The 12,431-nt window shown below is 50.3% G+C and carries 25 protein-coding genes and 1 pseudogene; 25 read left to right on the top strand and 1 reads right to left on the bottom strand.

Features of this window, described 5'->3' with window-relative positions:
* The 3 genes and pseudogenes from tuf to bfr form a co-directional block, all read left to right on the top strand.
* Positions 1-137, top strand: a pseudogene (tuf, locus tag AK59_RS1000000124695) (elongation factor Tu); the annotation flags it as partial.
* A gap of 179 nt (positions 138-316) precedes the next feature.
* On the top strand, positions 317-511 hold the full coding sequence (gene bfd / locus AK59_RS0122255) for a bacterioferritin-associated ferredoxin (protein WP_008503493.1): 195 nt from the start codon (positions 317-319) through the stop codon (positions 509-511).
* 72 nt (positions 512-583) lie between these two features.
* Positions 584-1,060, top strand: a complete 477-nt coding sequence (gene bfr, locus AK59_RS0122250) for a bacterioferritin (RefSeq protein WP_013099029.1) — start codon at positions 584-586, stop codon at positions 1,058-1,060.
* On the opposite strand, the gene AK59_RS0122245 is transcribed toward bfr, so the two are convergent.
* Positions 1,044-1,517, bottom strand: coding sequence for a prepilin peptidase (locus AK59_RS0122245; RefSeq protein ID WP_029883855.1), 474 nt, complete (start codon positions 1,515-1,517; stop codon positions 1,044-1,046). The two genes, bfr and AK59_RS0122245, sit on opposite strands and share 17 nt — an antisense overlap.
* A gap of 381 nt (positions 1,518-1,898) precedes the next feature.
* Between AK59_RS0122245 and rpsJ the strand changes: the two genes are divergently transcribed.
* The 22 genes from rpsJ (at position 1,899) to secY (ending at position 12,405) form a co-directional block, all read left to right on the top strand.
* Positions 1,899-2,210: a 30S ribosomal protein S10 gene (gene rpsJ / locus AK59_RS0122240; protein ID WP_001181005.1), complete on the top strand. Its 312-nt coding sequence runs from the start codon at positions 1,899-1,901 to the stop codon at positions 2,208-2,210.
* A gap of 32 nt (positions 2,211-2,242) precedes the next feature.
* Positions 2,243-2,872 (top strand): 50S ribosomal protein L3, encoded by a 630-nt coding sequence (gene rplC, locus AK59_RS0122235; RefSeq protein WP_003863274.1) that lies wholly within the window; start codon positions 2,243-2,245, stop codon positions 2,870-2,872.
* A 10-nt stretch (positions 2,873-2,882) separates the two neighbouring features.
* Positions 2,883-3,488 (top strand): 50S ribosomal protein L4, encoded by a 606-nt coding sequence (gene rplD, locus AK59_RS0122230; protein ID WP_000424395.1) that lies wholly within the window; start codon positions 2,883-2,885, stop codon positions 3,486-3,488.
* Positions 3,485-3,787, top strand: coding sequence for a 50S ribosomal protein L23 (gene rplW / locus AK59_RS0122225; protein WP_000617546.1), 303 nt, complete (start codon positions 3,485-3,487; stop codon positions 3,785-3,787). Before rplD ends, rplW begins: the two co-directional genes overlap by 4 nt.
* Positions 3,788-3,804: 17 nt before the next feature.
* Positions 3,805-4,626, top strand: coding sequence for a 50S ribosomal protein L2 (rplB, locus tag AK59_RS0122220; protein WP_000301859.1), 822 nt, complete (start codon positions 3,805-3,807; stop codon positions 4,624-4,626).
* Positions 4,627-4,642: 16 nt separating this feature from the next.
* A complete protein-coding gene (gene rpsS / locus AK59_RS0122215) occupies positions 4,643-4,921 on the top strand; it encodes a 30S ribosomal protein S19 (RefSeq protein WP_001138117.1) in 279 nt (92 codons plus the stop codon).
* Between the two features lie 14 nt (positions 4,922-4,935).
* Complete coding sequence (gene rplV / locus AK59_RS0122210; protein ID WP_002919773.1) at positions 4,936-5,268, top strand: 50S ribosomal protein L22; 333 nt, start codon at positions 4,936-4,938, stop codon at positions 5,266-5,268.
* A 17-nt stretch (positions 5,269-5,285) separates the two neighbouring features.
* Entirely contained in the window at positions 5,286-5,987 is a 702-nt protein-coding gene (gene rpsC / locus AK59_RS0122205; protein ID WP_000529945.1) for a 30S ribosomal protein S3, read from the top strand.
* Positions 5,988-5,999: 12 nt separating this feature from the next.
* The gene (rplP, locus tag AK59_RS0122200) at positions 6,000-6,410 is read left to right on the top strand and encodes a 50S ribosomal protein L16 (RefSeq protein ID WP_002919759.1); all 411 of its coding nucleotides are present in this window, start codon (positions 6,000-6,002) and stop codon (positions 6,408-6,410) included.
* On the top strand, positions 6,410-6,601 hold the full coding sequence (gene rpmC, locus AK59_RS0122195) for a 50S ribosomal protein L29 (protein WP_013099027.1): 192 nt from the start codon (positions 6,410-6,412) through the stop codon (positions 6,599-6,601). The genes rplP and rpmC overlap by 1 nt, the downstream gene beginning before the upstream one ends.
* Positions 6,601-6,855: a 30S ribosomal protein S17 gene (gene rpsQ, locus AK59_RS0122190; protein WP_008503489.1), complete on the top strand. Its 255-nt coding sequence runs from the start codon at positions 6,601-6,603 to the stop codon at positions 6,853-6,855. The genes rpmC and rpsQ overlap by 1 nt, the downstream gene beginning before the upstream one ends.
* Before the next feature lie 166 nt (positions 6,856-7,021).
* Positions 7,022-7,393 carry a 50S ribosomal protein L14 gene (gene rplN, locus AK59_RS0122185; protein ID WP_002919748.1) on the top strand — a complete coding sequence of 124 codons (372 nt, stop codon included), beginning with the start codon at positions 7,022-7,024 and terminating at the stop codon, positions 7,391-7,393.
* A 10-nt stretch (positions 7,394-7,403) separates the two neighbouring features.
* Positions 7,404-7,718: a 50S ribosomal protein L24 gene (gene rplX / locus AK59_RS0122180; protein ID WP_000729185.1), complete on the top strand. Its 315-nt coding sequence runs from the start codon at positions 7,404-7,406 to the stop codon at positions 7,716-7,718.
* A 14-nt stretch (positions 7,719-7,732) separates the two neighbouring features.
* Entirely contained in the window at positions 7,733-8,272 is a 540-nt protein-coding gene (gene rplE, locus AK59_RS0122175) for a 50S ribosomal protein L5 (RefSeq protein WP_001096202.1), read from the top strand.
* Positions 8,273-8,286: 14 nt separating this feature from the next.
* Positions 8,287-8,592, top strand: coding sequence for a 30S ribosomal protein S14 (rpsN, locus tag AK59_RS0122170; protein WP_013099026.1), 306 nt, complete (start codon positions 8,287-8,289; stop codon positions 8,590-8,592).
* 33 nt (positions 8,593-8,625) lie between these two features.
* Complete coding sequence (gene rpsH / locus AK59_RS0122165; RefSeq protein WP_013099025.1) at positions 8,626-9,018, top strand: 30S ribosomal protein S8; 393 nt, start codon at positions 8,626-8,628, stop codon at positions 9,016-9,018.
* Positions 9,019-9,030: 12 nt separating this feature from the next.
* Positions 9,031-9,564 (top strand): 50S ribosomal protein L6, encoded by a 534-nt coding sequence (gene rplF, locus AK59_RS0122160; RefSeq protein WP_013099024.1) that lies wholly within the window; start codon positions 9,031-9,033, stop codon positions 9,562-9,564.
* A gap of 9 nt (positions 9,565-9,573) precedes the next feature.
* Positions 9,574-9,927 (top strand): 50S ribosomal protein L18, encoded by a 354-nt coding sequence (gene rplR / locus AK59_RS0122155; protein WP_013099023.1) that lies wholly within the window; start codon positions 9,574-9,576, stop codon positions 9,925-9,927.
* 14 nt (positions 9,928-9,941) lie between these two features.
* Positions 9,942-10,442, top strand: coding sequence for a 30S ribosomal protein S5 (gene rpsE, locus AK59_RS0122150; protein WP_003863299.1), 501 nt, complete (start codon positions 9,942-9,944; stop codon positions 10,440-10,442).
* 6 nt (positions 10,443-10,448) lie between these two features.
* Complete coding sequence (gene rpmD / locus AK59_RS0122145) at positions 10,449-10,628, top strand: 50S ribosomal protein L30 (RefSeq protein WP_003863301.1); 180 nt, start codon at positions 10,449-10,451, stop codon at positions 10,626-10,628.
* Positions 10,629-10,631: 3 nt separating this feature from the next.
* Positions 10,632-11,066, top strand: a complete 435-nt coding sequence (gene rplO, locus AK59_RS0122140) for a 50S ribosomal protein L15 (protein WP_013099022.1) — start codon at positions 10,632-10,634, stop codon at positions 11,064-11,066.
* A 7-nt stretch (positions 11,067-11,073) separates the two neighbouring features.
* Complete coding sequence (secY, locus tag AK59_RS0122135; RefSeq protein WP_003863305.1) at positions 11,074-12,405, top strand: preprotein translocase subunit SecY; 1,332 nt, start codon at positions 11,074-11,076, stop codon at positions 12,403-12,405.
* Positions 12,406-12,431: the final 26 nt, after the last annotated feature.

Here is a 12,431-nt window from a genome sequence, read left to right as displayed (position 1 = left end):
TGGTAATGCCAGGCGAAAACATCAAGATGGTTGTGACTCTGATCCACCCAATCGCGATGGACGACGGTCTGCGTTTCGCAATCCGTGAAGGCGGCCGTACCGTTGGCGCGGGCGTTGTTGCTAAAGTTCTGGGCTAATTAATTATCCCCGAATAAAAAAAGGACGCTTCGGCGTCCTTTTTTGTTTTCTTAGCGTGTGTACTTGTCACAAATTTTCGCATTTTTTGTTTGCTCCCGCCCCGTATACTGGCGTTTGTGCTATTGTGATCATAACCATTCTCACTTACACTTTGCGCATATTTTGAACGGGAGTCTTTATGTACGTTTGTTTATGTAATGGTGTGAGTGACAAAAAAATACGTCAGGCCGTTCGCCAGTTTCAGCCACAGTCCTTCCAGCAACTTCGCAAGTTTGTTCCAGTGGGAAATCAATGCGGTAAATGCGTACGCGCAGCGCGTGAAATCATGCAGGATGAACTGATGCAGATCCCGGAATACAAAGAGATCGCGTAAGCGCCCATCTTTTTTTTGACATCCCTGTAGCCCGATCTACGCTTCAATGAGTGGAAGCGGAGGGACTATATAATGAAAGGTGATGTTAAAATCATAAGTTATCTCAATAAATTATTGGGAAATGAGCTTGTCGCAATCAATCAGTATTTTCTCCATGCGAGAATGTTTAAAAACTGGGGCCTCATGCGCCTCAACGACGTTGAGTATCACGAATCCATCGATGAGATGAAACATGCCGATAAATATATTGAGCGTATTTTATTTCTCGAAGGCATCCCCAACCTGCAGGACCTCGGTAAACTCGGCATCGGTGAAGATGTTGAAGAGATGCTGCGATCCGATCTCAGACTTGAACTTGAAGGCGCAAAAGACCTTCGCGAAGCTATTGCCTACGCAGACAGCGTCCATGACTACGTTAGCCGCGATATGATGATCCAGATTCTGGCCGATGAAGAAGGGCATATCGACTGGCTGGAAACCGAGCTGGATCTCATTGGCAAAATTGGCCTGCAAAACTATCTCCAGTCGCAGATTAAAGTGGAAGATTAACCAGCGTCTGCCAACCTACGCATAAACCCGCTGCCGCCAGAAATGGCCCAAAAGGCAGTGGGTTTTTTAATGTCCGTCTGGCAGGGTTGAAAAACGAAGTCATAAGAAGGTAGAGCAGCGCCAATAGTGCGGCAACCAGTGCCAGTTCGGGCAACACGCACCAACCATGCCATGCACCGAGTGCCGAAAGATACTTCACATCGCCATAGCCCATCCCTTCACGGCGAAATATAAGCCGATAACCCCAGTAGATCATGGCAAAGCCGACATACCCTGCCATCGCCCCGACCACTGCGCCAGGCAGAAAATCAGGGTGAAGACAGAGTTGATAGAGCAAACCAGCCCATAACAGGGGACAGAGGTATTTATCAGGGAGAATGCCTGAGCGAATATCTTCACGCACCAGTAAACATGAGAGAACAAAATAGATGAGCAGGAAGGGGAGGAGAGTAAGCATGAACGAAACCTCAAGGTGAATTTCAGCGCATACTCTCCACACCACGAATGCCTGGCAATAGCCAAAAAATGTAATTGCGTAGTGGTTTCATAAGAACAGAAGAAAGGGGACGGATTGCAGAAAATAGTGCGAGGCCTTACGCAAGGTACACCTTTAGCGCTTAAATTCTAAACGGCACTTGCGTCTTGCCCAGATTTACGTATAATGCGCGGGCTTGTCGTAATTGACGGCGGGTTCAATCTGAACCGGAGTGACTCATTTTGTTACTCAACAATGCTCCCAATTGGGGAGCTACGTAAGAACGGTTACACTCTCCCATCAATCGTAATGGGTTTGAGGAGTAATCATTTTCGTTTATAAAATAATTGGAGCTCTGGTCTCATGCAGAACCAAAGAATCCGTATCCGCCTTAAAGCGTTTGATCATCGTCTGATCGATCAATCAACCGCGGAAATCGTCGAGACTGCTAAGCGCACTGGTGCGCAAGTCCGTGGTCCGATCCCGCTGCCGACCCGCAAAGAGCGCTTCACCGTTCTGATCTCCCCGCACGTGAACAAAGATGCGCGTGATCAGTACGAAATCCGCACTCACAAGCGTCTGGTTGACATCGTTGAGCCAACTGAGAAAACCGTTGATGCTCTGATGCGTCTGGATCTGGCTGCCGGTGTAGACGTGCAGATCAGCCTGGGTTAATCAGGTCATCGAGCGATTGAGAGGTTGAAACAATGATTGGTTTAGTCGGTAAAAAAGTGGGTATGACCCGCATCTTCACTGAAGATGGCGTTTCTATCCCAGTAACCGTAATCGAAGTTGAAGCAAACCGCGTTACTCAGGTTAAAGATCTGGCTAACGATGGCTACCGCGCTATTCAGGTTACCACTGGTGCTAAAAAAGCTAACCGTGTAACCAAACCAGAAGCGGGTCACTTCGCTAAAGCTGGCGTTGAAGCTGGCCGTGGTCTGTGGGAATTCCGTCTTGCTGAAGGCGAAGAGTTCACCGTAGGTCAGGACATTAGCGTTGAGCTGTTTGCTGACGTTAAAAAAGTTGACGTAACCGGTACCTCTAAAGGTAAAGGTTTTGCTGGTACCGTTAAGCGCTGGAACTTCCGTACCCAGGACGCTACTCACGGTAACTCCTTGTCTCACCGCGTTCCGGGTTCTATCGGTCAGAACCAGACTCCGGGCAAAGTGTTCAAAGGCAAGAAAATGGCAGGTCAGCTGGGCAACGAACGTGTAACTGTTCAGAGCCTGGACGTAGTACGTGTTGACGCTGAGCGCAACCTGCTGCTGGTTAAAGGTGCGGTCCCGGGTGCAACCGGTAGCGACCTGATCGTTAAACCAGCTGTGAAGGCGTAAGGGGATAGCAATGGAATTAGTATTGAAAGACGCGCAGAGCGCGCTGACTGTTTCCGAAACTACCTTCGGTCGTGATTTCAACGAAGCGCTGGTTCACCAGGTTGTTGTTGCTTATGCAGCTGGTGCTCGTCAGGGTACTCGTGCTCAGAAGACTCGTGCTGAAGTAACTGGTTCTGGCAAAAAGCCATGGCGCCAGAAAGGTACCGGCCGTGCGCGTTCAGGTTCTATCAAGAGCCCGATCTGGCGTTCAGGTGGCGTGACCTTCGCTGCGCGTCCACAGGACCACAGTCAAAAAGTTAACAAAAAGATGTACCGCGGCGCGCTGAAAAGCATCCTGTCCGAGCTGGTACGTCAGGATCGTCTGATCGTTGTCGAGAAGTTCTCTGTAGAAGCGCCTAAAACTAAGCTGCTGGCACAGAAACTGAAAGACATGGCTCTGGAAGATGTGCTGATCATCACCGGTGAGCTGGACGAGAACCTGTTCCTGGCCGCGCGCAACCTGCACAAGGTTGACGTACGCGACGCGACTGGTATCGACCCGGTTAGCCTGATCGCCTTCGACAAAGTCGTAATGACTGCTGATGCTGTTAAGCAAGTTGAGGAGATGCTGGCATGATTCGTGAAGAACGTCTGCTGAAGGTGCTGCGCGCACCGCACGTTTCTGAAAAAGCGTCTACTGCGATGGAAAAAACAAACACCATCGTTCTCAAAGTTGCTAAAGACGCGACCAAAGCAGAGATCAAAGCTGCTGTGCAGAAACTGTTTGAAGTCGAAGTCGAAGTCGTTAACACCCTGGTAGTTAAAGGGAAAGTTAAACGTCACGGACAGCGTATCGGTCGTCGTAGCGACTGGAAAAAAGCTTACGTCACCCTGAAAGAAGGCCAGAACCTGGACTTCGTTGGCGGCGCTGAGTAAGTCGGAGGAGTAATACAATGGCAGTTGTTAAATGTAAACCGACATCTCCGGGTCGTCGCCACGTAGTTAAAGTGGTTAACCCTGAGCTGCACAAGGGCAAACCTTTTGCTCCGTTGCTGGAAAAAAACAGCAAATCCGGTGGTCGTAACAACAATGGCCGTATCACCACTCGTCACATCGGTGGTGGCCACAAGCAGGCTTATCGTATTGTTGACTTCAAACGCAACAAAGACGGTATCCCAGCAGTTGTTGAGCGTCTTGAGTACGATCCGAACCGTTCCGCGAACATCGCGCTGGTTCTGTACAAAGACGGCGAACGCCGTTACATCCTGGCCCCTAAAGGCCTGAAAGCTGGCGACCAGATTCAGTCTGGCGTTGATGCTGCAATCAAAGCAGGCAACACCCTGCCGATGCGCAATATCCCGGTTGGTTCTACCGTTCATAACGTAGAAATGAAACCAGGTAAAGGCGGTCAGCTGGCGCGTTCCGCGGGTACTTACGTTCAGATCGTTGCGCGTGACGGTGCTTATGTCACCCTGCGTCTGCGTTCTGGTGAAATGCGTAAAGTCGAAGCAGACTGCCGCGCTACTCTGGGCGAAGTTGGCAATGCTGAGCATATGCTGCGCGTTCTGGGTAAAGCTGGTGCTGCACGCTGGCGTGGTGTTCGTCCTACCGTTCGCGGTACTGCGATGAACCCAGTAGACCACCCACATGGTGGTGGTGAAGGTCGTAACTTTGGTAAGCACCCGGTAACTCCGTGGGGCGTTCAGACCAAAGGTAAGAAGACCCGCAGCAACAAGCGTACTGATAAATTTATCGTACGTCGCCGTAGCAAATAATTTTAGAGGATAAGCCATGCCACGTTCTCTCAAGAAAGGTCCTTTTATTGACCTGCACTTGCTGAAGAAGGTAGAGAAAGCGGTGGAAAGCGGAGACAAGAAGCCCCTGCGCACTTGGTCCCGTCGTTCAACGATCTTTCCTAACATGATCGGTTTGACCATCGCTGTCCATAATGGTCGTCAGCACGTTCCAGTCTTTGTTACCGACGAAATGGTTGGTCACAAACTGGGTGAATTCGCACCGACTCGTACTTATCGCGGCCACGCTGCTGATAAAAAAGCGAAGAAGAAATAAGGTAGGAGGAAGAGATGGAAACTTTAGCTCAACATCGCCATGCTCGTTCTTCTGCACAGAAGGTTCGCCTTGTTGCTGACCTGATTCGCGGTAAGAAAGTGTCGCAGGCCCTGGACATCCTGACCTATACCAACAAGAAAGCTGCGGTATTGGTCAAGAAAGTACTGGAATCTGCCATTGCTAACGCTGAACACAACGATGGCGCTGACATCGACGATCTGAAAGTCGCGAAAATTTTCGTAGATGAAGGCCCAAGCATGAAGCGCATTATGCCGCGTGCGAAAGGTCGTGCAGATCGCATCCTGAAGCGCACCAGCCACATTACTGTGGTTGTGTCCGATCGCTGAGACTCTGGAGACTAGCAATGGGTCAGAAAGTACATCCTAATGGTATTCGCCTGGGTATTGTAAAACCATGGAACTCTACCTGGTTTGCGAACACCAAAGAATTCGCTGACAACCTGGACAGCGATTTTAAAGTACGTCAGTACCTGACGAAGGAACTGGCTAAAGCGTCTGTATCTCGTATCGTTATCGAGCGTCCAGCTAAGAGCATCCGTGTGACTATTCACACTGCTCGTCCTGGCATCGTTATCGGTAAGAAAGGCGAAGACGTAGAAAAACTGCGCAAGGTCGTAGCGGATATCGCTGGCGTTCCTGCACAGATCAATATCGCTGAAGTTCGTAAGCCTGAACTGGACGCTAAATTGGTTGCTGACAGCATCACTTCTCAGCTGGAACGTCGTGTTATGTTCCGTCGTGCTATGAAGCGTGCTGTACAGAACGCAATGCGTCTGGGCGCTAAAGGTATCAAAGTTGAAGTTAGCGGCCGTCTGGGCGGCGCGGAAATCGCACGTACCGAATGGTACCGTGAAGGTCGCGTACCGCTGCACACTCTGCGTGCTGACATCGACTACAACACCTCTGAAGCGCACACCACTTACGGTGTAATCGGCGTTAAGGTATGGATCTTCAAAGGTGAGATCCTGGGTGGTATGGCTGCTGTTGAACAACCGGAAAAACCGGCTGCTCAACCTAAAAAGCAGCAGCGTAAAGGCCGTAAATAAGGAGCGTCGCTGATGTTACAACCAAAGCGTACAAAATTCCGTAAAGTGCACAAAGGCCGCAACCGTGGTCTGGCGCAGGGTACGGATGTTAGCTTCGGCACTTTCGGTCTGAAAGCTGTTGGCCGTGGTCGTCTGACTGCACGTCAGATCGAAGCAGCACGTCGTGCAATGACCCGTGCAGTTAAGCGTCAAGGTAAGATCTGGATCCGTGTATTCCCGGACAAACCGATCACCGAGAAGCCGCTGGAAGTTCGTATGGGTAAAGGTAAAGGTAACGTGGAGTACTGGGTTGCCTTGATCCAACCGGGCAAAGTCCTGTATGAAATGGACGGTGTTCCGGAAGAGCTGGCCCGTGAAGCCTTCGGCCTGGCAGCAGCGAAACTGCCTATCAAAACCACCTTTGTAACTAAGACGGTGATGTAATGAAAGCAAAAGAGCTGCGTGAAAAGAGCGTTGAAGAGCTGAACGCTGAGCTGCTGAACCTGCTGCGCGAGCAGTTCAACCTGCGTATGCAGGCTGCAAGTGGCCAGCTGCAACAGACCCACCTGCTGAAGCAAGTGCGTCGCAATGTTGCACGCGTTAAGACTTTACTGACTGAGAAGGCGGGTGCGTAATGACCGATAAAATCCGTACTCTGCAAGGTCGTGTTGTTAGCGACAAAATGGAGAAATCCATCGTTGTTGCTATCGAACGCATTGTGAAACACCCGATCTACGGTAAATTCATCAAGCGTACGACCAAACTGCACGTACATGACGAGAACAACGAATGTGGTATCGGCGACAAGGTTGAAATCCGTGAATGCCGTCCACTGTCCAAGACTAAGTCCTGGACGCTGGTTCGCGTTGTAGAGAAAGCGGTTCTGTAATACAGTACCCGTTCTCGATACGAATAAACGGCTCAGCGATGAGCCGTTTATTTTTTCTACCCATATTGCAGAAGCGGTGTTATAATGCCGCGCCCTCGATATGGGGCTTTTTAACGGCTCTGATTTTAGAGTCTCAGGTAGTAGTTGACATTAGCGGAGCACTAAAATGATCCAAGAACAGACTATGCTGAACGTCGCCGACAACTCCGGTGCACGTCGCGTAATGTGTATCAAGGTTCTGGGTGGCTCGCACCGTCGCTACGCAGGCGTAGGCGACATCATCAAGATCACCATCAAAGAAGCAATTCCACGTGGTAAGGTCAAAAAAGGTGATGTGCTGAAAGCGGTAGTGGTGCGCACCAAGAAGGGTGTTCGTCGCCCTGACGGTTCTGTCATTCGCTTCGATGGTAATGCATGCGTTATTTTGAACAATAACAGCGAGCAGCCAATCGGCACGCGTATCTTTGGGCCGGTAACTCGTGAACTTCGTACTGAGAAGTTCATGAAAATTATCTCTCTGGCACCAGAAGTACTCTAAGGAGCGAATCATGGCAGCGAAAATCCGTCGTGATGACGAAGTTATCGTGTTAACCGGTAAAGATAAAGGTAAACGCGGTAAAGTAAAAAATGTCCTGTCTTCCGGCAAGGTCATTGTTGAAGGTATCAACCTGGTTAAGAAACATCAGAAGCCGGTTCCGGCTCTGAACCAACCAGGCGGCATCGTTGAAAAAGAAGCTGCTATTCAGGTTTCTAACGTTGCAATCTTCAATGCGGCAACCGGCAAGGCTGACCGTGTAGGCTTTAGATTCGAAGACGGCAAAAAAGTCCGTTTCTTCAAGTCTAACAGCGAAACTATCAAGTAATTTGGAGTAGTACGATGGCGAAACTGCATGATTACTACAAAGACGAAGTAGTTAAGAAACTCATGACTGAGTTTAACTACAATTCTGTCATGCAAGTCCCTCGGGTCGAGAAGATCACCCTGAACATGGGTGTTGGTGAAGCGATCGCTGACAAGAAACTGCTGGATAACGCAGCAGCTGACCTGACAGCAATCTCCGGTCAAAAACCGCTGATCACCAAAGCACGCAAATCAGTTGCAGGCTTCAAAATCCGTCAGGGCTATCCGATCGGCTGTAAAGTAACTCTGCGTGGCGAACGCATGTGGGAGTTCTTTGAGCGCCTGATCACTATTGCTGTACCTCGTATCCGTGACTTCCGTGGCCTGTCCGCTAAGTCATTCGACGGTCGTGGTAACTACAGCATGGGTGTCCGTGAGCAGATCATCTTCCCAGAAATCGACTACGATAAAGTCGACCGCGTGCGTGGTTTGGATATTACCATTACCACTACTGCGAAATCTGACGAAGAAGGCCGTGCTCTGCTGGCTGCCTTTGACTTCCCGTTCCGCAAGTAAGGTAGGGTTACTGAATGGCTAAGCAATCAATGAAAGCACGCGAAGTAAAACGCGTAGCTTTAGCTGATAAATTCTTCGCTAAACGCGCTGAACTGAAAGCGATCATCTCTGATGTGAACGCTTCCGACGAAGATCGTTGGAACGCAGTTCTCAAGCTGCAAACTCTGCCGCGTGATTCCAGCCCGTCTCGTCAGCGTAACCGCTGCCGTCAAACAGGTCGTCCACATGGTTATGTGGGCAAGTTCGGGTTGAGCCGTATTAAGCTGCGTGAAGCCGCCATGCGCGGTGAAGTGCCAGGCTTGAAAAAGGCTAGCTGGTAATTGTCACCAATTGAATCACGGGAGTAAAGACAGATGAGCATGCAAGATCCGATCGCGGATATGCTGACCCGTATCCGTAACGGTCAGGCCGCGAATAAAGCTGCGGTCACCATGCCTTCCTCCAAGCTGAAAGTGGCAATCGCCAACGTGCTGAAGGACGAAGGTTTTATTGAAGATTTTAAAGTTGAAGGCGACACCAAGCCGGAACTGGAAGTGACTCTTAAGTACTTCCAGGGTAAAGCTGTTGTAGAAAGCATTCAGCGTGTCAGCCGCCCAGGTCTGCGCATCTATAAGAAAAAAGATGAGCTGCCAAAAGTTATGGCCGGTCTGGGTATCGCAGTTGTTTCTACCTCTAAAGGTGTTATGACTGATCGTGCAGCGCGCCAGGCTGGTCTTGGCGGCGAAATTATCTGCTACGTAGCCTAATCGGAGGAAAAAATGTCTCGTGTTGCTAAAGCACCGGTCGTTGTTCCTGCCGGCGTTGATGTAAAAATCAACGGTCAGGTTATTACGATCAAAGGTAAAAACGGCGAGCTGACTCGTACTCTCAACGATGCTGTTGAAGTTAAACATGCAGATAATGCTCTGACCTTCGGTCCGCGTGATGGTTACGCAGACGGCTGGGCTCAGGCTGGTACCGCGCGTGCCCTGCTGAACTCAATGGTTATCGGTGTTACCGAAGGCTTCACTAAGAAGCTGCAGCTGGTTGGTGTAGGTTATCGTGCAGCGATCAAAGGGAATGCAGTAGGCCTGTCTCTGGGCTTCTCTCACCCTGTTGAGCATCCGCTGCCGGCCGGTATCACTGCAGAATGTCCAACTCAGACTGAGATCGTGCTGAAAGGCGCTGATAAACAGCTGATTGGCCAGGTTGCAGCAGATCTGCGCGCCTACCGTCGTCCTGAGCCTTATAAAGGCAAGGGTGTTCGTTACGCCGACGAAGTCGTGCGTACCAAAGAGGCTAAGAAGAAGTAAGGTAACACTATGGATAAGAAATCTGCTCGTATCCGTCGTGCGACCCGCGCACGCCGCAAGCTCAAAGAGCTGGGTGCAACTCGCCTGGTGGTACATCGTACCCCGCGTCACATTTACGCACAGGTAATTGCACCGAACGGTTCTGAAGTTCTGGTAGCTGCTTCTACTGTAGAAAAAGCTATCGCAGAACAATTGAAGTACACCGGTAACAAAGACGCTGCTGCAGCTGTAGGTAAAGCTGTTGCTGAACGCGCTCTGGAAAAAGGCATCAGCAATGTATCCTTTGACCGTTCCGGGTTCCAATATCATGGTCGTGTCCAGGCACTGGCAGATGCTGCCCGTGAAGCTGGCCTTCAGTTCTAAGGTAGAGGTGTAAGATGGCTCACATCGAAAAACAAGCTGGCGAACTGCAGGAAAAGCTGATCGCGGTAAACCGCGTATCTAAAACCGTTAAAGGTGGTCGTATTTTCTCCTTCACAGCTCTGACTGTAGTTGGCGATGGTAACGGTCGCGTTGGTTTTGGTTACGGTAAAGCGCGTGAAGTTCCAGCAGCGATCCAGAAAGCGATGGAAAAAGCCCGTCGCAATATGATTAACGTCGCGCTGAACAACGGCACCCTGCAGCACCCAGTTAAAGGTGTTCACACGGGTTCTCGTGTATTCATGCAGCCAGCTTCAGAAGGTACCGGTATCATCGCCGGTGGTGCAATGCGCGCCGTTCTGGAAGTTGCTGGGGTTCATAACGTTCTGGCTAAAGCATACGGTTCCACCAACCCGATCAACGTGGTTCGTGCAACTATTGATGGCTTGGAAAATATGAATTCTCCAGAAATGGTCGCTGCCAAGCGTGGTAAATCCGTTGAAGAAATTCTGGGGTAATTGACCATGGCAAAGACTATTAAAATCACTCAAACCCGCAGTGCAATCGGTCGTCTGCCGAAACACAAGGCAACGCTGCTTGGCCTGGGTCTGCGTCGTATTGGTCATACCGTTGAGCGCGAGGATACTCCTGCTGTTCGCGGTATGGTCAACGCGGTTTACTTCATGGTTAAAGTTGAGGAGTAAGAGATGCGTTTAAATACTCTGTCTCCGGCCGAAGGCTCTAAAAAGGCGGGTAAACGCCTGGGTCGTGGTATCGGTTCTGGCCTCGGCAAAACCGGTGGTCGTGGTCACAAAGGTCAGAACTCTCGTTCTGGCGGTGGCGTACGTCGCGGTTTCGAGGGTGGCCAGATGCCACTGTACCGTCGTCTGCCGAAGTTCGGCTTCACTTCTCGCAAAGCAGCGATCACAGCGGAAGTCCGTCTGTCTGACCTGGCGAAAGTTGAAGGCGGCGTTGTAGACCTGAACACACTGAAAGCAGCTAACATTATCGGTATCCAGATCGAGTTCGCGAAAGTGATCCTGGCTGGTGAAGTTTCTACTCCGGTAACTGTTCGTGGCCTGCGTGTTACTAAAGGTGCTCGTGCTGCTATCGAAGCTGCTGGCGGTAAAATTGAGGAATAAGTAGCAGATGGCTAAGCAACCGGGATTAGATTTTCAAAGTGCCAAAGGTGGATTTGGTGAGCTGAAACGCAGACTGCTGTTTGTAATCGGCGCGCTGATTGTGTTCCGTATTGGCTCTTTTATTCCGATCCCTGGTATCGATGCCGCTGTACTTGCCAAACTGCTTGAGCAACAGCGAGGCACCATCATTGAAATGTTTAACATGTTCTCTGGTGGTGCTCTCAGCCGTGCTTCTATCTTCGCGCTGGGTATTATGCCGTATATTTCGGCATCCATTATTATCCAACTGCTGACGGTCGTTCATCCGGCCCTGGCAGAACTGAAGAAAGAAGGGGAGTCTGGACGTCGTAAGATTAGTCAGTACACCCGCTACGGTACTCTGGTGCTGGCAATATTCCAGTCGATCGGTATTGCTACCGGTCTTCCGAATATGCCTGGTATGCAGGGCCTGGTCTTAAACCCAGGCTTTGCATTCTATTTCACCGCTGTTGTTAGTCTGGTCACAGGGACAATGTTCCTGATGTGGCTCGGCGAACAGATCACTGAACGTGGTATCGGTAACGGTATCTCAATCATTATCTTCGCCGGTATTGTTGCGGGTCTCCCGCCAGCCATCGCCCATACTATCGAGCAAGCGCGTCAAGGCGACCTGCACTTCCTCCTGTTGCTGTTGGTTGCAGTATTAGTATTTGCAGTGACGTTCTTTGTTGTCTTCGTTGAACGTGGTCAACGCCGCATTGTGGTGAACTACGCGAAACGTCAGCAGGGTCGTCGTGTCTATGCTGCACAGAGCACACATTTGCCGCTGAAAGTGAATATGGCAGGGGTAATCCCGGCGATCTTCGCTTCCAGTATTATTCTGTTCCCGGCAACCATCGCGTCATGGTTCGGGGGCGGTACTGGTTGGAACTGGCTGACAACAATTTCGCTGTATTTGCAGCCTGGGCAACCACTTTATGTGTTACTCTATGCGTCTGCGATCATCTTCTTCTGTTTCTTCTACACGGCGTTGGTCTTCAACCCGCGTGAAACAGCAGATAACCTGAAGAAGTCCGGTGCATTTGTACCAGGAATTCGTCCGGGAGAGCAAACGGCGAAGTATATCGATAAAGTAATGACTCGCCTGACTTTGGTTGGTGCGCTTTATATTACTTTTATCTGCCTGATCCCGGAGTTCATGCGTGATGCAATGAAAGTACCGTTCTACTTCGGTGGGACCTCACTGCTTATCGTTGTTGTCGTGATTATGGACTTTATGGCTCAAGTGCAAACTCTGATGATGTCCAGTCAGTATGAGTCTGCATTGAAGAAGGCGAACCTGAAAGGCTACGGCCGCTAATTGGTCGCCTGAGAAGTTACGGAGAG

Origin of the sequence: Enterobacter sp. T1-1 (assembly GCF_000710795.1) — a bacterium.
Classification (GTDB): Bacteria; Pseudomonadota; Gammaproteobacteria; order Enterobacterales; family Enterobacteriaceae; genus Enterobacter; species Enterobacter cloacae.
Note: the sequence above shows the minus strand (reverse complement) of the source record. Positions and strands in the feature narration are given on the sequence as shown.